General features: G+C 40.9%; 17 protein-coding genes. 15 read left to right on the forward strand and 2 right to left on the reverse strand.

Annotated features, from left to right (window positions below):
• Positions 1–4 precede the first annotated feature (4 nt).
• On the reverse strand, positions 5–424 hold the full coding sequence (gene rbsD, locus M1F14_RS03040) for a D-ribose pyranase (protein ID WP_181468913.1): 420 nt from the start codon (positions 422–424) through the stop codon (positions 5–7).
• A 350-nt stretch (positions 425–774) separates the two neighbouring features.
• Here rbsD and M1F14_RS03045 point away from each other — a divergent pair, with 350 nt between their 5' ends.
• From M1F14_RS03045 to viaA, 3 genes are all read left to right on the forward strand, one after another.
• Positions 775–2169 carry an NAD-dependent succinate-semialdehyde dehydrogenase gene (locus M1F14_RS03045; RefSeq protein ID WP_048605632.1) on the forward strand — a complete coding sequence of 465 codons (1395 nt, stop codon included), beginning with the start codon at positions 775–777 and terminating at the stop codon, positions 2167–2169.
• Between the two features lie 237 nt (positions 2170–2406).
• Entirely contained in the window at positions 2407–3924 is a 1518-nt protein-coding gene (gene ravA, locus M1F14_RS03050; protein ID WP_181468912.1) for an ATPase RavA, read from the forward strand.
• Between the two features lie 2 nt (positions 3925–3926).
• Positions 3927–5384 carry an ATPase RavA stimulator ViaA gene (gene viaA, locus M1F14_RS03055; RefSeq protein ID WP_181468911.1) on the forward strand — a complete coding sequence of 486 codons (1458 nt, stop codon included), beginning with the start codon at positions 3927–3929 and terminating at the stop codon, positions 5382–5384.
• Here viaA and asnA read toward each other — a convergent pair whose 3' ends face one another.
• Positions 5385–6377, reverse strand: a complete 993-nt coding sequence (gene asnA / locus M1F14_RS03060) for an aspartate--ammonia ligase (RefSeq protein ID WP_042846809.1) — start codon at positions 6375–6377, stop codon at positions 5385–5387.
• A 162-nt stretch (positions 6378–6539) separates the two neighbouring features.
• On the opposite strand from asnA, the gene asnC reads away from it, so the two are divergent.
• The 12 genes from asnC (at position 6540) to atpD (ending at position 17511) form a co-directional block, all read left to right on the forward strand.
• Entirely contained in the window at positions 6540–7001 is a 462-nt protein-coding gene (gene asnC / locus M1F14_RS03065; RefSeq protein ID WP_042846808.1) for a transcriptional regulator AsnC, read from the forward strand.
• A gap of 92 nt (positions 7002–7093) precedes the next feature.
• Entirely contained in the window at positions 7094–7534 is a 441-nt protein-coding gene (mioC, locus tag M1F14_RS03070; protein WP_042846807.1) for an FMN-binding protein MioC, read from the forward strand.
• Between the two features lie 377 nt (positions 7535–7911).
• Positions 7912–9801 (forward strand): tRNA uridine-5-carboxymethylaminomethyl(34) synthesis enzyme MnmG, encoded by a 1890-nt coding sequence (mnmG, locus tag M1F14_RS03075; RefSeq protein WP_042846806.1) that lies wholly within the window; start codon positions 7912–7914, stop codon positions 9799–9801.
• A gap of 2 nt (positions 9802–9803) precedes the next feature.
• Complete coding sequence (gene rsmG, locus M1F14_RS03080; RefSeq protein WP_042846805.1) at positions 9804–10427, forward strand: 16S rRNA (guanine(527)-N(7))-methyltransferase RsmG; 624 nt, start codon at positions 9804–9806, stop codon at positions 10425–10427.
• A 601-nt stretch (positions 10428–11028) separates the two neighbouring features.
• Positions 11029–11406 carry a F0F1 ATP synthase subunit I gene (atpI, locus tag M1F14_RS03085; RefSeq protein ID WP_042846804.1) on the forward strand — a complete coding sequence of 126 codons (378 nt, stop codon included), beginning with the start codon at positions 11029–11031 and terminating at the stop codon, positions 11404–11406.
• A gap of 33 nt (positions 11407–11439) precedes the next feature.
• Positions 11440–12258: a F0F1 ATP synthase subunit A gene (gene atpB / locus M1F14_RS03090; protein ID WP_042846803.1), complete on the forward strand. Its 819-nt coding sequence runs from the start codon at positions 11440–11442 to the stop codon at positions 12256–12258.
• A 46-nt stretch (positions 12259–12304) separates the two neighbouring features.
• Positions 12305–12544, forward strand: coding sequence for a F0F1 ATP synthase subunit C (atpE, locus tag M1F14_RS03095; RefSeq protein WP_004093904.1), 240 nt, complete (start codon positions 12305–12307; stop codon positions 12542–12544).
• Between the two features lie 58 nt (positions 12545–12602).
• Positions 12603–13073, forward strand: coding sequence for a F0F1 ATP synthase subunit B (gene atpF / locus M1F14_RS03100; RefSeq protein WP_042846802.1), 471 nt, complete (start codon positions 12603–12605; stop codon positions 13071–13073).
• 12 nt (positions 13074–13085) lie between these two features.
• A complete protein-coding gene (atpH, locus tag M1F14_RS03105; RefSeq protein ID WP_042846801.1) occupies positions 13086–13619 on the forward strand; it encodes a F0F1 ATP synthase subunit delta in 534 nt (177 codons plus the stop codon).
• Positions 13620–13633: 14 nt separating this feature from the next.
• Positions 13634–15175: a F0F1 ATP synthase subunit alpha gene (gene atpA, locus M1F14_RS03110; RefSeq protein WP_042846800.1), complete on the forward strand. Its 1542-nt coding sequence runs from the start codon at positions 13634–13636 to the stop codon at positions 15173–15175.
• Between the two features lie 55 nt (positions 15176–15230).
• On the forward strand, positions 15231–16094 hold the full coding sequence (gene atpG, locus M1F14_RS03115; protein ID WP_042846799.1) for a F0F1 ATP synthase subunit gamma: 864 nt from the start codon (positions 15231–15233) through the stop codon (positions 16092–16094).
• Between the two features lie 34 nt (positions 16095–16128).
• Positions 16129–17511 (forward strand): F0F1 ATP synthase subunit beta, encoded by a 1383-nt coding sequence (gene atpD, locus M1F14_RS03120; protein ID WP_042846798.1) that lies wholly within the window; start codon positions 16129–16131, stop codon positions 17509–17511.
• The last annotated feature ends 14 nt before the right edge of the window (positions 17512–17525 follow it).

Consider the following 17525-nt stretch of genomic DNA (forward strand, 5'->3'; position numbering starts at 1 on the left):
CACCTCAGAAAGTCACACCAGAACAAAGAATAATGTTAGCGAACGGTGAACATTCTCCGGTGCGGATCACCGCTTTACTGTCATGAGTCAGTTGTTTAAAACGTTCATGGCTGCAATAGATAATTTCAATCGTATTATTTTGAGTGACTTCTAGCTGTTGTAAGTGAGCTAAAATAGCATCTTCCATTTGTGGGTTATTGGTACTAATTTCCTCAGCTAGAATGACTTTTTCGACTTGCATCTCTTGAGTAATAACACTTAAAACTGACATGAAATCGGGTAAGCCTTGAGTAATGGCTAAATCAATGCGCTCAGTTCCTTGAGAAATAGGCAAACCAGCATCAGCAAGCGTTATTTGGTCCGTATGACCTAACTTGGCAATTACAGAGGTCACGTTGGCATTAAGTAAAACACCCTTTTTCATTTTTCACCGCCATTCTAGTAAGCGAAACGTTTCGCTCATGTAATCATAGTAAAGATGAGTTACAACTCAATATTGATGGTTAATATTTGTGATCAACATCGAAACGTTTCGTTAGCGTTAAAAAAATAAAAAATGATAACTAATTGAATAGCTTAAGCTGAATCGTTTCTATTGATTCATAAATAAACATAAAAAAAAACATTCAAAAACAATTAAAAATTGTTTACAAAGATTTTTTGATAAAAAATGCCATTTAAATTCATTTTAAGCTCATTTTATGGTGACATATCAAATGTAATTTAAGATAGGTTGAATTATTTATCTTTAACCGTTGCGATAAGGAATAAAAAATGAATATGACATCATCAATAAAATCAGTTAATCCAGCAACAAATAAAGTAGAAAAGATTTATCAAGAAATGAGTGCGGAGGAAGTCGATACAATACTCAGCAAAGCAGATAACGCCTACCTGACTTGGAAAAAAAGCTCATTTACAGAGCGAGCAGTAATTTTACATAACATAGCAAAAACTATGCGAGATAAAAAAGAGCTTCTCGGAAAAATCTGTACAACAGAAATGGGAAAACTATTAAGTGAATCGATAAGCGAAGTCGAATTATGCGCAAATATTTTTGACTACTATGCGAATGAAGGAAGCCGTTTATTAGCGGATAAAGAAATTGATGTTAAACACGGAAAAGCCTTCTTAACTTATGAACCTATCGGGGTACTCCTGACTGTTCAACCATGGAATTTTCCATTTTATCAAATAACTCGAACAGCTGCTGCTAATCTAATGGCAGGGAATACCATTGTTTTAAAGCATGCTTCAAATATTCCCCAATGCGCTGAAATAATGGAAAAAATATTTATTGAAGCAGGCCTACCGGATGGCGTTTACAACAATTTATTCATTCCTGGCTCAAAAGTTTCAGCTCTTGTTTCAGATGAACGAGTCAAAGCCGTATCTTTAACAGGAAGTAAACCTGCTGGTTCCAATTTTGCCTCTGAAGCAAGCAAAGTAATAAAAAAATCAACACTTGAGCTAGGAGGGAGTGATGCTTTTATTGTGCTAGCTGATGCAGATATTGATAGTGCGGTTGCGACAGCGACTGCTGGCCGTCTATGGAATGCAGGGCAAGTTTGTGTTTCACCAAAACGTATTATTGTATTAGAAAACGTTGCGAAAGAATTTATCGCAAAAGCAAAAGCAATCTATGAAAAAATTATTGTGGGTGACCCAATGGACCCAGCTACGCAACTCGCCCCATTAAGTAGCGAAGGAGCAGTAAACGACGTTATTAATCAAGTTGAAGTGGCTGTAAAAGAGGGAGCAACACTGGTATTTGGCGGTAAGCGATTAGATCGTGAAGGGGCGTTTATGCAACCCACAATATTGACAGATATAAAACCGAATATGAAAGCTTATCATGAAGAAATATTCGGCCCAGTACTTTGTATTTATGCTGTAAAAAATATAGATGAAGCCATTCAATTAGCTAACGCGACTGAATTCGGTTTAGGTGGAACTGTCTTTGGTAAGAATGAAGCGGAAGCAATAAAAGTGGCTCGCCAAATAGTCACAGGGATGGTTTATATCAATCATACGACAGGAATTGCCCCTGAGCTCCCCTTCGGTGGAACTAAGCTTTCTGGTTATGGTCGAGAACAATCACTTGCGGGCATTCGTGAGTTTGTGAATGAAAAATTAATTCGAGTTACCACGCCAGATGCACCTTATTAATAATTATTAATCCTCAGCGCGGGCTCATAGTTTTATACTCATGAGCCCACCCAGTTCAAATCAGCTCTCTTTCGATTAAGATTTTCTCGCCTTAATACAGCTACACACGATTTAAATCAAATAACACAAAAGAAAAATGACAAATTTGATTGCACTGTTTATAAAAGGACGGATAACCTAAGAATTAAGCGTAACTACAACATTATTGAATTTTGTTATTCAATGAAAGGAATATCGATGCAATTATCTGAACGGATAGCTCAACTTAGCAATTACCTTGAAAGCGGTTTATATGAACGCCAGCAGGCTATTCGTTTATGTTTATTAGCCACATTAAGTGGGGAAAGTGTTTTTCTCTTAGGCCCTCCAGGTATTGCAAAAAGCTTGATAGCGAGACGAATGAAATTTGCTTTTCGCCATGCAAATGCGTTTGAATACTTAATGACACGTTTTTCGACTCCCGAAGAAATATTTGGCCCACTATCAATACAGGCACTAAAAGATGAAGGGCGCTACCAACGGCTAACTAAAGGCTATTTACCTGATGCTGAAGTTGTCTTTCTTGATGAGATTTGGAAAGCCGGCCCCGCTATTTTAAATACTTTGCTAACGGCAGTAAATGAACGCAAGTTTCGTAATGGTGACGAAGAAAAACGTATTCCGATGCGGCTATTAGTTACCGCTTCTAATGAACTTCCTGATGCAGATAGTAGCCTAGAAGCACTATTTGACCGTATGTTAGTGCGTATTTGGTTAGATAAACTACAAGAAAAACAAAATTTCCGCGCACTTCTAACTGGAAAATCATCCTTAGATGAAGCACAAGTACCTGAACATTTAAAAATCAGTGATGAAGAATACCAACAGTGGCAACAAGAAATACCGAAAATTACGCTACCCGATCACTGTTTTGAGCTTATTTATCAACTACGTCAACAATTAGATGCAACAGATAAGCAAGTTTATGTTTCTGACAGGCGATGGAAAAAAGCGGTTTATCTACTGCAAGCAAGTGCATTTTTCAATGGTAGAAGTAGTGTATCCCCCCTTGATATTGTGCTACTAAAAGATTGCCTATGGCACGATATGCAATCCATTAACACCTTGCCTAAATTATTGCAATCTCTACTGCAAGAGGATGGCTGGCAACAACGTAAATTAATGCACGAAATAGAGCTAACTTACCAACAATGGATGTCATCAACCCAAGATCAAAACAACCAAGACGCATTTAAAGTAAATAAAAACAATGCAATGTTTGCTCGCAAAGCCTCATATGTACTCCCAGAGAATATTGCTGAAGGGCGTATTACGCTATTTTTACATCGCCCATTGCAGTTACATAATATGAAAGTCACCTTTGTGACAACGGATAAAAAATCCCTGATAAACTTTTTAAATAAAGGAACAACGTTATCAGCTCACCTCAACGGAATTGGTTTTGCCCAAGAATTGGCCGCAGAGATTAATAATTTAAACCAAATTCAATTATTAGATGTGAGTCACCAATCATCGACTTTATATCTACAGGATAAAACAGCAAGTAACATACCTACGATAAATAACCAAGAATGGTTAGATAAGTTGGATAAAATTCAAAATGATATCCAAACAGCTCGCTATCAATTTGAAAAACAGCAACCAAATTTATTTATCGAGCCCCATTGGATAGCAGATATAGAACAAAGCTTTATTAACGTATCCGAGAGACTCATCCAACTACGCAACCAAATCACGGGTAAAGTGGCTGAATAATTATGATGAGTTTAGCCACACTCGAAATGCTACTTTCGGTTAATGAAGGTCAATTAATTGAAGAGATCATTATTTCTCTTCTCGCTACCCCACAATTGGCCGTATTTTTCGAAAAACACCCACGTTTGAAAAAAGTCTTACTAAAAGATTTATCCAGTTGGAAAAAAGATCTCAAACAAAGGATGAAAGATGCACTCGTCCCTTTACAGCTTTCTGAAGAGTTTGAGTTGTATCGCCAGTCATTAGGAATTTCCACTGATGCTTTTTTTACCCAACTCCCTACTGTAATTGAAAAGCTTCATCAACTTGATTCCCCTTTTTATCGTGAAGCTTATCAGTTACAGAGTGGCAAAATAGAAAACCGTGGTGCAAGACAATCACTGTTTGTCCAAAGATGGCGTATTAGCTTAATTTTTCAAGTTACGACTCTTCATAAAGAACTGTTGGAGCAAGAAAAAGAACAGTTGCTGGCGGAATTACAGCGTCGGCTAGCGTTAAGTGGAAATTTAGAAGATATACTCGGTGAAAATGAGCGTGCAGCAGGCCGCTTATGGGATCTAAGCAAAGGTGCCAATATGACCTCAGCTTATAATGACCAATTGTTAAATCGTTATAGTGAGTTTTTACGCCAACAACCTGAACTGGAAAAAATAGCCCAATTGTTAGGGCGCAGCCAAACAGCCCAAGCCATTCCAGATGATAGCGTCATACTTGAACCAATGACTATCATGGAAAAAGTCCCTGAAACTGTCCCCGAACAAGTTAATGGTTTAAATCAAAGCGATGATATTTTACGGTTATTACCCGCGGAATTAGCCATGTTAGGACTTGAAGATATAGAGTTTGAGTTTTATCGCAAATTGCTTGAAAAACAACTTTTGACTTATCGTTTACAAGGTGAGAGTTGGCAAGAAAGAAAAATACTTCGGCCAATCACACATCATCATAACGAAGAGCAACCAAGAGGACCATTCGTTGTATGTATCGATACCTCTGGTTCAATGGGGGGGTTAAATGAACGATGTGCCAAAGCCTTTTGCCTTGCCCTGATGAAAATTGCGCTGGCAGATAACCGGTCATGCCATGTCATGTTATTCTCCACAGAAATAGTGCACTACGATTTATTATCTGCCGATGGCTTAGATCAATGTATTCGTTTTTTACATCAGACCTTTAAAGGTGGGACCGATCTCGCCGCTTGTTTGCAAGAAACAGCAATAAAATTGGAGTCAAAACAGTGGGCTGATGCAGATGCAGTGGTAATTTCTGATTTTGTGGCTCAACGTTTGCCCGATGAATTAATTCAGAAGATTAAATCAATGCAGAAGATGGGGAAATACCGCTTCCATGCGGTATCCGTATCAAATTATGGGAAACCCAGCATCATGAAAATTTTTGACCATATTTGGCGCTTTGATACTGGGTTAAAAAGCAGGCTACTACGCCGCTTTAATCGCTAATTACAGCATACCTTCAACTGACTCTTGCATTTCTTCGCCCCACACGCCACATTGTACTTGGCCAATGTGTTGACGTTGCAGAAGCAACATCACTAAACGTGATTGACCAATGCCACCCCCAATAGTTTGCGGCATTTCACCTTTCACTAACGCTTGATGCCACTCTAATTCCATACGCTTTTCATCATTTGTCAGGCCTAATTGGTATGTCAAGCACTCAGGACTTACACGAATACCCATAGAGGACAGCTCAAAAGCATCTTGTAATACTGGGTTCCATACAATGATGTCACCGTTTAAACCACAAAAACCATCTTCATTTTTTGTCGTCCAGTCATCATAGTCTGGTGCACGTACATCATGTGATTCACCGCTCGATAACTTACCGCCAATACCAATCAAGAATACAGCACCCAGTTCTTTCGCGATAGCGCGCTCACGACCTTTAGCGTCTAAGTCAGGGTAACGCTGTAGTAACTCTTCACTGTGGATAAAGTGAATTTGGTCTGGCAGGAACGGTGCCAAACCAAATTCTTTACTTACGGCAGCTTCTGTTTCTTTTATTGCCTTATAGATTTTACCCACTGTCTGTTTCAGATAAGGAAGAGTACGCTCCTCATCTGCCATCACTTTTTCCCAATCCCACTGATCAACATAGACAGAGTGGATAGGGGTTAAGCGATCCTCGTCCGGACGCAACGCTTTCATATGTGTATATAAACCTTGGCCTTTACTAAAACCAAAACGACCGAGCGTTTTACGTTTCCATTTAGCCAATGAGTGAACGACTTCGAAGGTTGCACCTGGAATTGATTTCACTTTTACTTGAACGGCTTTTTCACTACCGGATAAGTTATCTTGTGTACCATCACCTAAACGGCTCAGGATTGGGCCTTGAACCTCAATTAAGCCTAATTCCTTTTCGAGTAAACGTGAGAAATATGATTTAACAAAACTAATTTGTTGCTGATGTTCGATGAATGACTTGTCCATAATTTTGTACCCATAATTTGATTGCTGTATTAGCTGATGTATAGATTAAGCAACAAAACGAGGTATAAATTCAATATACTTCATTAAAAAAAGCCATTGGCGTTTATTTTAATCAAAAAAAAGGGTATAAAAATGAATAATCGTTAAAATGGAGGTGAAATAATGCCTGAAAATTATCAAATCGATAATCTCGATCGTGACATACTTCACGAATTAATGGGAAATGCACGTACACCATATGCGGAATTAGCAAAAAAATTCTCTGTTAGCCCAGGTACAATTCATGTTCGCGTAGAGAAAATGAAGCAAGCTGGAATCATTCAAGGAACTCGTATCGATATCAGCCCAAAACGGTTAGGTTTTGATGTCTGCTGTTTTATTGGCATCATTTTAAAAAGTGCTAAAGATTACCCAACAGCACTAAAAAAACTGGATGCCTTAGAAGAAGTGGTTGAGGTTTATTACACAACTGGGCAATACAGCATTTTTATCAAAGTCATGTGCAAGTCAATTGATGCGTTACAAGACGTACTTATCAACAAAATTCAAACGATTGATGAAATACAATCCACCGAAACGTTGATCTCCTTACAGAACCCAATCTTGCGAACAATTAGCCCTTAGAAAAAAAAATTATATAACCACATTATCCACAGGTAGATCCCAGCTCATTCACAGCGTACAATAGCCAGCAATTATCGTGAAAGAGAATCACCATGACAAAAGTAACCTTAATAAGTGGCAGTACAATGGGCAGTGCGGAATATGTTGCAGAGCATATGGCTGAGATTTTGGACGAATTAGGTTATGAAACAGAAATTCAACATGGTCCTAGTCTTGATGACTTAACACTTGAAGGGTTATGGCTGGTGGTTAGCTCTACACATGGTGCAGGTGATTTACCAGAAAACATTCAGCCTTTATTTGAAAGCATACAAAAAGAATCCCCAGATCTAAGTAAAGTTAAATTTGGTGCAGTCGGGATCGGTAGTTCCGAGTATGACATTTTTTGTGGTGCGATCCACAAACTTGATTCGTTATTAAGCGAAAAAGGGGCAAAAAGGATCGGTGAATGTTTTGAAATTGATGTCCAGCAACACGAAATACCTGAAGATCCCGCGGGGGAATGGGTTAAAATTTGGGCAAACGAACTATGATTTGGTTATTAAACCAGCAGTCAGCTGTGGATAACTCAGGGAAGATCACGGTATTAACCGGTAGTTATCCATAGTATAAGTTTTAGGTCGACCACTGCCTGTGTATAAGTCACCTTTTTGATCCCAGCTTATACGCAATAGGATCACGGATCATTCACAGTATATGATCCTTTACACTTTTATGATCTTTAAAGTGAAAATCCACTTATCCACAGAAACGAGCGATCCTAATAATAGATCTAATAAAGAGATCTTTAAATAAAAAGATCTTAATACTATATAAGGGAGATACCTAAAACTTGGTGTCTTCCTAAAACTTGAGTAGAATCCTCTCCTCAAATGCACAGTCAGCATTTTCTAACGTTTAAGGTTCACACATGTTTTATCCAGAGCAATTTGACGTCATCGTAATTGGTGGTGGTCATGCCGGTACTGAAGCAGCAATGGCAGCTGCACGTATGGGGCGTCAAACCCTATTACTGACTCACAATATTGATACATTGGGCCAGATGTCTTGCAACCCAGCCATTGGTGGGATCGGTAAGGGACATCTGGTTAGAGAAATTGATGCCCTTGGTGGTTTAATGGCAACTGCAACTGACAAAGCCGGCATTCAATTTAGAACATTAAATGCCAGTAAAGGGCCGGCAGTACGTGCAACTCGTGCACAAGCAGACCGCGTTCTTTATCGACAAGCAGTTAGAACCGCTTTAGAAAATCAACCAAACTTAATGATTTTCCAACAACCTGTTGAAGACTTAATTGTTGAAAATAATCAAGTCACAGGCGCTGTTACCCGCATGGGCTTAAAATTTAAAGCAAAAGCAGTGGTATTAACGGTAGGGACTTTTCTTGATGGAAAAATTCATATAGGTTTAGAAAACTACAGTGGTGGTCGTGCTGGTGACCCGCCATCAGTTTCCCTTTCTCAACGTTTAAGGGAATTGCCATTACGAGTTAACCGCTTAAAAACGGGAACTCCACCACGTATTGATGCAAGAACCATCGATTTCACCCAGTTAGCACAACAACTAGGTGATAATCCTATGCCTGTTTTTTCATTCCTAGGCTCACAGGATCAACATCCACAACAGATGCCTTGTTACATCACTTACACCAATGAAAAAACCCATGATGTGATCAGAAATAACCTTGATCGTAGCCCAATGTACGCAGGGATCATCGAAGGTATAGGCCCGCGTTATTGCCCATCGATCGAAGATAAAGTGATGCGCTTTGCAGACAAAGACTCACATCAGATCTTCTTAGAACCCGAAGGCTTAACCAGCAACGAAATCTATCCAAATGGTATATCCACCAGCTTACCATTTGATGTCCAAATGCAAATAGTTCATTCCATGAAAGGAATGGAAAATGCAAGGATCATTCGCCCTGGTTATGCTATTGAGTATGATTTCTTTGACCCTAGAGATCTCAAACAAACTCTAGAAAGTAAATTTATTAATGGCCTGTTCTTTGCTGGTCAAATTAATGGCACAACAGGTTATGAAGAAGCTGGTGCTCAAGGGCTACTAGCAGGCCTTAATGCTGCACAATATGCCTTTGGGTTAGAAGGTTGGTTCCCTCGTCGTGACCAAGCCTATATTGGGGTTTTAGTCGATGACCTGTGTACTTTGGGGACTAAAGAACCTTACCGCATGTTCACTTCACGTGCAGAATACCGTTTGATGCTGCGTGAAGACAATGCAGATTTACGTTTAACTGAAAAAGGGCGTGAACTAGGGTTAGTTGATGACGTTCGCTGGGCTCATTTTAATAACAAAGTTGAATTGATTGAAAAAGAGCGTCAACGCTTAAAAGATATTTGGGTTCATCCAAAATCTGATAACCATGCAGAAATCGACGCAATTTTAACGGTACCAATATCAAAAGAAGCTAACGGGGAAGATTTACTACGTCGCCCTGAAATGACCTATAAAATGTTAACCTCACTTAACCTTTTTGCTCCAGGTATTGATGATCCTCAAGCTGCCGATCAGGTTGAAATACAGGTTAAATATGAAGGTTATATCGCTCGTCAAAAAGAAGAGATCGAAAGACAGCTACGGAATGAAAACACGATATTACCTATTGACCTTGATTACAAACAAGTCAAAGGGTTATCTAACGAAGTAATGGCTAAACTGAACGACCATAAACCAACATCCATAGGCCAAGCTTCACGTATTTCAGGTATTACCCCGGCTGCAATCTCTATTTTACTTGTTTGGCTTAAAAAACAAGGCATGTTACGCCGGAGCGCATAAAAATGGATTTATTATCAAAACTTAACCAATTGTTAGCAAAAGCGGATATCAACCTAACAGATAAACAAAAACAGCAATTAATTGGTTACGTTGAGTTATTAGTTAAATGGAACAAAGCCTATAATCTAACTTCTGTACGTGACCCGCAACAGATGCTGATTCGCCATATTATGGATAGCATAGTGGTGAACGGTCAACTCAACGGGACCACGTTTATCGATGTAGGAACAGGCCCTGGCTTACCAGGGGTTCCTTTAGCTATTGTTCGACCTGAGTCCCACTTTGTTTTATTAGACAGCTTAGGGAAGCGCATACGCTTTTTAAAACAGGTTCAACACGAACTTGGTTTGACGAATATCGAACCTATTCAATCTCGTGTTGAAGAATACCCAGTTGGGTCTGGTTTTGATGGAGTTATCAGTCGAGCTTTCGCGTCATTGGATGATATGTTGAGCTGGTGTCACCATTTACCCTCCCCGACAGGGCATTTTTATGCGCTCAAAGGTATGATCCATAATGACGAAATCACCTCATTACCTGAGCAGTTTAAGGTTGAATCAATCATTGAACTGGAAGTTCCTGAACTTGATGAACAACGCCATTTAGTTAAAATATCTATAAAATAAAGTTGCTTCTCGTCAAAAAAATTTATCATTTAGAGCGATAGCCGAAGGTTTAAAAAACTGACGGCTATTATTATTTTTAACGGGGTAGTTAACACTCGAATTTTACGTACTGTTTACACGGCAATAACGAATAAGTTTCCAAAACAGCGTTTTGAAAGTAAATATAGGGTTAATTGCCAATTTTTACTTAATCGATTTAGCTTGATAGTTAGTTAATATTGAAATATTTGCTTTATAGCAGCAGTTTTTTGTTCAAAAATTGAATTCTTTAATTATTTGATTTACAGATTAATTCTATTTTTTCTTACGAAGAAAATTGAATGAATAAATAAAGCGAATAATACGAAGTGTGATATTGATCACGTTTAACTGTAAGTATGTAGCAAATCATTAACTATTTATTAATTATTACTGCGACAATTCTGCGCTAACTCGAAAAAATTAAATATTTATTCACCTTTTCGCTACTTACTGATTGAATTCATTTCGCCTGCCCGTATAATTTGCTCGTTTTTGTCTCTTGACACATTTAAGCAAAGGCAGTTTTATACAACACTTAGCGTTTCTGAGGCTGAGAAGAGCTGGGAGTATCAAAAAAGTTATGTCTGTATCCCTTTATGACAACAAGCATGCTGCAAAGCAGTTGTCTGTTCAGTTTATAACTTTAGTGATCCTCAGTGGGGCTTTCTGTGCAAATAGTATAGAATGGGGGGCCTCTGCTCTTGCTGGTGGGTTAGCATGCTGGTTACCAAATATCGTATTTATGCTGCTAGCACAATTTCAGAAAGCAAAGGAAGAGGATGAACCTGTCCGCATTGCCTGGTTCTTAGCATTAGGAGCAGGGCTAAAGGTTGTTACAACTATCGTTGTTTTAGTTGTTGCTTTCGGTGTGTTCAAAGCGTCATTAACACCACTGGGTTTGACCTATTTAGCGGTGCTAATTGTTCAGATTGTTGCACCAGCCGTTTTTAAACGGTAAGTATTTTTAAACTACAAAAGGGTAAGAGGCATCATGTCTGCATCAGGAGAAGTGATGACTACAGAGGATTACATAGGCCACCATCTGAGAAACCTTCAGTTGGACCTGAGTACCTTTAAGTTGGTCGATCCCCACGCTAGTCCAACATTTTGGACGTTGAACATTGACTCGCTTTTTTTCTCAGTAGTTCTCGGGGCTTTGTTCCTGTGGCTATTTAGAAGAGTTGCAGCCAATGCGACTAGTGGCGTACCCGGTAAGTTACAGACTGCAATAGAACTGATCATTGGTTTCGTTGATAACTCAGTCCGTGATATGTATCACGGGAAGAGCAAAGTTATTGCTCCTTTAGCATTAACTGTGTTCGTCTGGGTATTCTTAATGAACCTGATGGATTTACTCCCAATTGATTTCCTTCCGTATATTGCTGAGCATTATCTCGGGTTACCTGCATTACGTGCAGTACCAACCGCTGATGTTAGTGTCACCTTATCGATGGCTATTGGTGTGTTTATCCTAATCCTCTTTTACAGTATTAAGATGAAAGGAATTGGCGGATTTACGAAAGAGCTCACTATGCAGCCTTTCAACCATCCTGTTTTTATTCCTGTTAACTTGATTCTTGAAGGGGTAAGCCTGCTGTCAAAACCTGTATCACTCGGTCTGCGACTGTTTGGTAACATGTATGCAGGTGAATTGATCTTTATTCTTATCGCGGCTCTGCTTCCGTGGTGGTCACAGTGGTTGTTAAGCCTACCTTGGGCTATCTTCCACATACTGATTATTACGCTACAAGCCTTTATTTTTATGGTTCTGACTGTTGTCTATCTGTCGATGGCATCTGAAGAGCACTAATTTAATTATCAATAATTGTATTAACTGAAACAAACTGGAGACTGTCATGGAAAACCTGAGTATGGATCTGCTGTACATGGCTGCCGCTGTGATGATGGGCTTAGCGGCGATCGGTGCTGCGATCGGTATCGGCATCCTAGGTGGTAAATTTTTAGAAGGTGCTGCTCGTCAGCCAGATTTAATTCCTCTGCTGCGTACACAGTTCTTTATCGTAATGGGTCTGGTCGATGCTATTCCGATGATTGCTGTTGGTCTGGGCTTGTATGTAATGTTCGCTGTTGCTTAATTAACGTTACGGAACACTTTAAGAACATTAATTCACTAATGAATAAGAGGTATTGTCTGTGAATCTAAATGCAACAATCCTCGGCCAGGCTATCGCGTTTGTCCTGTTTGTTTGGTTCTGTATGAAGTATGTATGGCCACCGATTATGGCGGCCATTGAAAAACGTCAAAAAGAAATTGCTGACGGTTTATCTTCCGCAGAACGTGCTAAAAAGAACCTGGAACTGGCGCAAACCGACGCAACCGACCGACTGAAAAAAGCGAAAGCTGAAGCACAAGTCATCATTGAGCAAGCGAATAAACAACGCACTCAAATGATTGATGAAGCAAAAGCAGAAGCAGAAGCAGAACGTGCAAAAATCGTCGCACAAGCGCAAGCTGAAATTGATGCTGAGCGTAAACGTGCACGTGAAGAGTTACGTAAACAGGTTGCGATGCTTGCTATCGCAGGTGCCGAGAAGATCATTGAACGTTCCGTGGATGAAGCTGCTAACAGCGACATCGTTGATAAACTAGTCGCTGAACTGTAAGGAGGGAGGGGCATGTCTGAAATTGCTACTGTAGCTCGCCCCTACGCCAAAGCAGCTTTTGACTTTGCTGTGGAAAACCAATCTGTTGAAAAATGGCAGAATATGCTGGGCTTCATCTCAATGGTGTCGCGTAATGAACAGGTTGGTGAGCTGCTTTCTGGTTCTATTGCACCAGAAACATTAGCTAAAACGTTTATCTCTGTTTGTGGAGATGAAATTGACGAGCATGTTCAAAACTTGATTCGTGTTATGGCAGATAATGGGCGTTTAACTACGCTACCAGAAGTATTAACGCAATTTATTCAATTACGTGATGCTCTGGAATCAACGATTGAAGTTGATGTACTTTCTGCAAACGAGTTGAGTGAACAGCAGTCAGCTAAAATTTCTGCAGCGATGGAAAAACGTCTGTCACGCAAAGTTAAGCTGAATTGCAAAATTGATAAGTCTGTTATTGCTGGAGTGATCATTCGTGCTGGAGACCTCGTCATTGACGGTAGTATCCGCGGTCGCTTAGAGCGTTTAACTGACGTCTTGCAGTCTTAAGGGGACTGGAGCATATGCAACTGAATTCCACCGAAATCAGCGAACTGATCAAACAGCGTATTGCTCAGTTCGATGTTGTGAGTGAAGCTCACAATGAAGGTACGATTGTATCCGTTAATGACGGTATCATTCGTATTCACGGTTTAGCCGAAGTCATGCAGGGTGAAATGATCGCGCTGCCAGGCAACCGTTACGCTATCGCATTGAACTTAGAGCGTGACTCTGTTGGTGCGGTTGTTATGGGTCCTTATGCCGACTTGGCAGAAGGCATGAAAGTAAAATGTACTGGTCGTATTCTTGAAGTTCCAGTAGGCCGTGGCTTACTTGGACGTGTCGTGAATACACTGGGTCAACCAATTGATGGTAAAGGCCCTGTTGAGAATGATGGCTTCTCTCCAATTGAAGTTATTGCTCCAGGTGTTATCGAACGTCAATCCGTTGATCAGCCTGTACAAACTGGTTATAAATCAGTCGATGCGATGATTCCAATCGGCCGTGGTCAGCGTGAGCTTATCATCGGTGACCGCCAGACAGGTAAAACTGCTCTAGCGATCGACGCAATCATTAACCAGCGTGATTCTGGCATCAAATGTGTTTATGTCGCTATCGGTCAGAAAGCATCTACAATTTCTAACGTAGTACGTAAACTCGAAGAACACGGCGCTCTGGAAAACACCATTGTTGTTGTTGCGACTGCATCTGAATCAGCAGCTCTGCAATACCTTTCCGCATACTCTGGATGCGCAATGGGTGAATACTTCCGTGACCGTGGTGAAGATGCACTGATCGTTTACGATGACCTGTCTAAACAGGCTGTCGCATACCGTCAAATTTCACTGTTGCTGCGTCGTCCACCAGGACGTGAAGCATACCCAGGTGATGTTTTCTATCTGCATTCACGTTTACTTGAGCGTGCAGCTCGTGTTAACGCTGAATACGTTGAAAACTTTACTAAAGGTGAAGTTAAAGGCAAAACAGGTTCATTGACGGCTCTGCCTATCATTGAAACTCAAGGCGGTGACGTTTCTGCATTCGTACCGACTAACGTAATTTCGATTACAGATGGTCAGATCTTCCTGGAATCTAACCTGTTTAACTCTGGTATTCGTCCAGCGGTTAACCCAGGTATTTCAGTATCTCGTGTTGGTGGTGCTGCTCAGACTAAAATTATCAAGAAATTGTCTGGTGGTATTCGTACAGCACTGGCTCAGTATCGTGAACTGGCAGCGTTTGCTCAGTTTGCTTCCGACCTTGATGATGCGACTCGTAAACAGTTAAGTCATGGTCAGAAAGTAACTGAATTGCTGAAACAGAAACAATATGCACCGATGTCAGTAGCAGAGCAGTCATTGTCTCTGTTTGCGGCAGAACGTGGATTCTTGGATGATGTTGAGTTAGCGAAAATTGGTGCATTCGAAACAGCATTAGTTTCATATGCACTGCGTGAGCATGCTGACCTTATGAATGAAATCGGCCAGGCTGGTAACTATAACGATGATATCGAAGGTAAGTTGAAAAAACTGCTCGAATCATTTAAAGCAACTCAGTCCTGGTAATACTATTCGGCCCGTGAGTTTTTATGGGCCGTCTGGTTAATAAGGAGAAGCAGTAATGGCCGGCGCAAAAGAGATACGTTCCAAGATTGCCAGCGTGCAAAACACGCAGAAGATCACTAAAGCGATGGAAATGGTCGCTGCGTCCAAAATGCGTAAATCGCAAGAACGCATGGCGGCTAGCCGTCCTTATGCGGAGACCATGCGCAGTGTTATTGGTCACCTAGCGTTAGGTAATCTGGAATATAAACATCCATATCTCGAAGAGCGTGAAGTTAAGCGCGTAGGGTATTTGGTTGTTTCAACAGACCGTGGTCTGTGTGGTGGTTTGAACATTAACCTGTTCAAAAAACTCCTTGCAGATATGAAATCATGGTCTGAGAAAAATGTTCAGGTTGATTTGGCTTTAATCGGCTCTAAAGCGGTTTCATTCTTTGGTTCTGTTGGCGGCAATGTCGTTACACAAGTAACCGGAATGGGGGATAACCCAACGCTTTCAGATTTGATTGGTCCAGTTAACTCTATGCTACAAGCCTATGATGAAGGGCGTTTGGATAAACTGTATGTGGTGACTAACAAGTTCATCAATACAATGTCTCAGGAGCCAACTATTCTTCAATTATTGCCATTGCCTGCAAGCAATGATGAAACATTGAAGAAGAAATCTTGGGATTATATATACGAACCCGATCCTAAGGCGTTGCTGGATACCCTGCTACGTCGTTATATCGAGTCGCAGGTTTATCAGGGCGTCGTTGAAAACCTGGCTAGTGAGCAGGCCGCACGAATGGTAGCGATGAAAGCCGCTACTGATAATGGTGGTAACCTGATCAAAGAGTTGCAGTTGGTTTACAACAAAGCTCGTCAGGCCAGCATTACTCAGGAGCTTACCGAAATTGTTTCGGGTGCTTCCGCGGTTTAACAGCTAGGTTTACGAATTACGTAGAGGATTCAAGATGGCTACTGGAAAGATTATCCAGGTAATCGGCGCCGTTGTGGACGTCGAGTTCCCTCAAGATAGCGTACCAAAAGTGTATGACGCTCTTGAGGTTATGAACGGTAAAGAAAAACTGGTGCTTGAAGTTCAGCAACAGTTAGGCGGTGGTGTTGTCCGTTGTATCGCAATGGGGACATCAGATGGCCTAAGCCGTGGTTTAAGTGTTGTTAACTTAGATCACCCAATCGAAGTACCAGTAGGTAAAGCAACTCTAGGACGTATCATGAACGTTCTGGGTGAGCCTATTGATATGAAAGGTGATATTGGCGAAGAAGAACGCTGGTCAATTCACCGTGCAGCACCTAGCTATGAAGAGTTATCAAACTCAACAGAACTACTGGAAACCGGTATCAAAGTAATGGACTTAATCTGTCCATTCGCGAAAGGTGGTAAAGTTGGTCTGTTTGGTGGTGCGGGTGTTGGTAAAACAGTAAACATGATGGAACTTATCCGTAACATCGCGATTGAGCACTCAGGTTACTCAGTATTCGCAGGTGTTGGTGAGCGTACTCGTGAAGGGAACGACTTCTATCATGAAATGACCGACTCTAACGTTTTGGATAAAGTATCACTGGTTTATGGCCAGATGAACGAGCCACCAGGAAACCGTCTGCGTGTTGCGCTGACTGGTCTGACTATGGCTGAAAAATTCCGTGACGAAGGTCGTGACGTACTGCTGTTCGTAGATAACATCTATCGTTATACACTGGCGGGTACTGAAGTATCAGCACTGTTAGGTCGTATGCCATCAGCGGTAGGTTATCAGCCAACGCTGGCGGAAGAGATGGGTGTTCTGCAAGAACGTATTACCTCAACTCAAACAGGTTCTATCACTTCCGTTCAAGCGGTTTACGTTCCTGCGGATGACTTGACTGACCCATCACCAGCAACCACCTTTGCTCACTTGGACGCAACGGTAGTACTGAGCCGTCAAATCGCATCTTTGGGTATCTACCCAGCGGTTGACCCTCTCGATTCTACTAGCCGTCAGCTAGACCCACTCGTAGTTGGTCAAGAGCACTATGATGTTGCGCGTGGCGTTCAGTCTATTCTGCAACGTTACCAAGAACTGAAAGATATTATCGCAATTCTGGGTATGGATGAGTTGTCTGAAGAAGACAAACTGGTTGTTGCTCGTGCTCGTAAGATCCAGCGCTTCCTGTCTCAACCATTCTTCGTTGCTGAAGTATTTACCGGTTCACCAGGTAAGTTCGTTTCCCTGAAAGACACTATCCGTGGTTTCAGTGGTATCCTGAACGGTGATTACGACCACCTGCCAGAACAAGCGTTCTATATGGTTGGTACCATTGAAGAAGCTGTGGAAAAAGCTAAAAAGCTTTAATCCAGCTGACAGGA

It is taken from the genome of Providencia sp. PROV003 (assembly GCF_045040775.1).
Classification (GTDB): Bacteria; Pseudomonadota; Gammaproteobacteria; order Enterobacterales; family Enterobacteriaceae; genus Providencia; species Providencia huashanensis.

Coding starts and splice junctions, on each gene's coding strand:
- atpE (WP_004093904.1), top strand. CDS start 12,305: ATGGAAAACCTGAGTATGGATCTGCTGTACATGGCTGCCGCTGTGATG.
- atpA (WP_042846800.1), top strand. CDS start 13,634: ATGCAACTGAATTCCACCGAAATCAGCGAACTGATCAAACAGCGTATT.
- atpB (WP_042846803.1), top strand. CDS start 11,440: ATGTCTGCATCAGGAGAAGTGATGACTACAGAGGATTACATAGGCCAC.
- rsmG (WP_042846805.1), top strand. CDS start 9,804: ATGGATTTATTATCAAAACTTAACCAATTGTTAGCAAAAGCGGATATC.
- mnmG (WP_042846806.1), top strand. CDS start 7,912: ATGTTTTATCCAGAGCAATTTGACGTCATCGTAATTGGTGGTGGTCAT.
- M1F14_RS03045 (WP_048605632.1), top strand. CDS start 775: ATGAATATGACATCATCAATAAAATCAGTTAATCCAGCAACAAATAAA.
- viaA (WP_181468911.1), top strand. CDS start 3,927: ATGATGAGTTTAGCCACACTCGAAATGCTACTTTCGGTTAATGAAGGT.
- atpH (WP_042846801.1), top strand. CDS start 13,086: ATGTCTGAAATTGCTACTGTAGCTCGCCCCTACGCCAAAGCAGCTTTT.
- asnC (WP_042846808.1), top strand. CDS start 6,540: ATGCCTGAAAATTATCAAATCGATAATCTCGATCGTGACATACTTCAC.
- atpG (WP_042846799.1), top strand. CDS start 15,231: ATGGCCGGCGCAAAAGAGATACGTTCCAAGATTGCCAGCGTGCAAAAC.
- mioC (WP_042846807.1), top strand. CDS start 7,094: ATGACAAAAGTAACCTTAATAAGTGGCAGTACAATGGGCAGTGCGGAA.
- atpD (WP_042846798.1), top strand. CDS start 16,129: ATGGCTACTGGAAAGATTATCCAGGTAATCGGCGCCGTTGTGGACGTC.
- rbsD (WP_181468913.1), bottom strand. CDS start 424: ATGAAAAAGGGTGTTTTACTTAATGCCAACGTGACCTCTGTAATTGCC.
- ravA (WP_181468912.1), top strand. CDS start 2,407: ATGCAATTATCTGAACGGATAGCTCAACTTAGCAATTACCTTGAAAGC.
- asnA (WP_042846809.1), bottom strand. CDS start 6,377: ATGGACAAGTCATTCATCGAACATCAGCAACAAATTAGTTTTGTTAAA.
- atpI (WP_042846804.1), top strand. CDS start 11,029: ATGTCTGTATCCCTTTATGACAACAAGCATGCTGCAAAGCAGTTGTCT.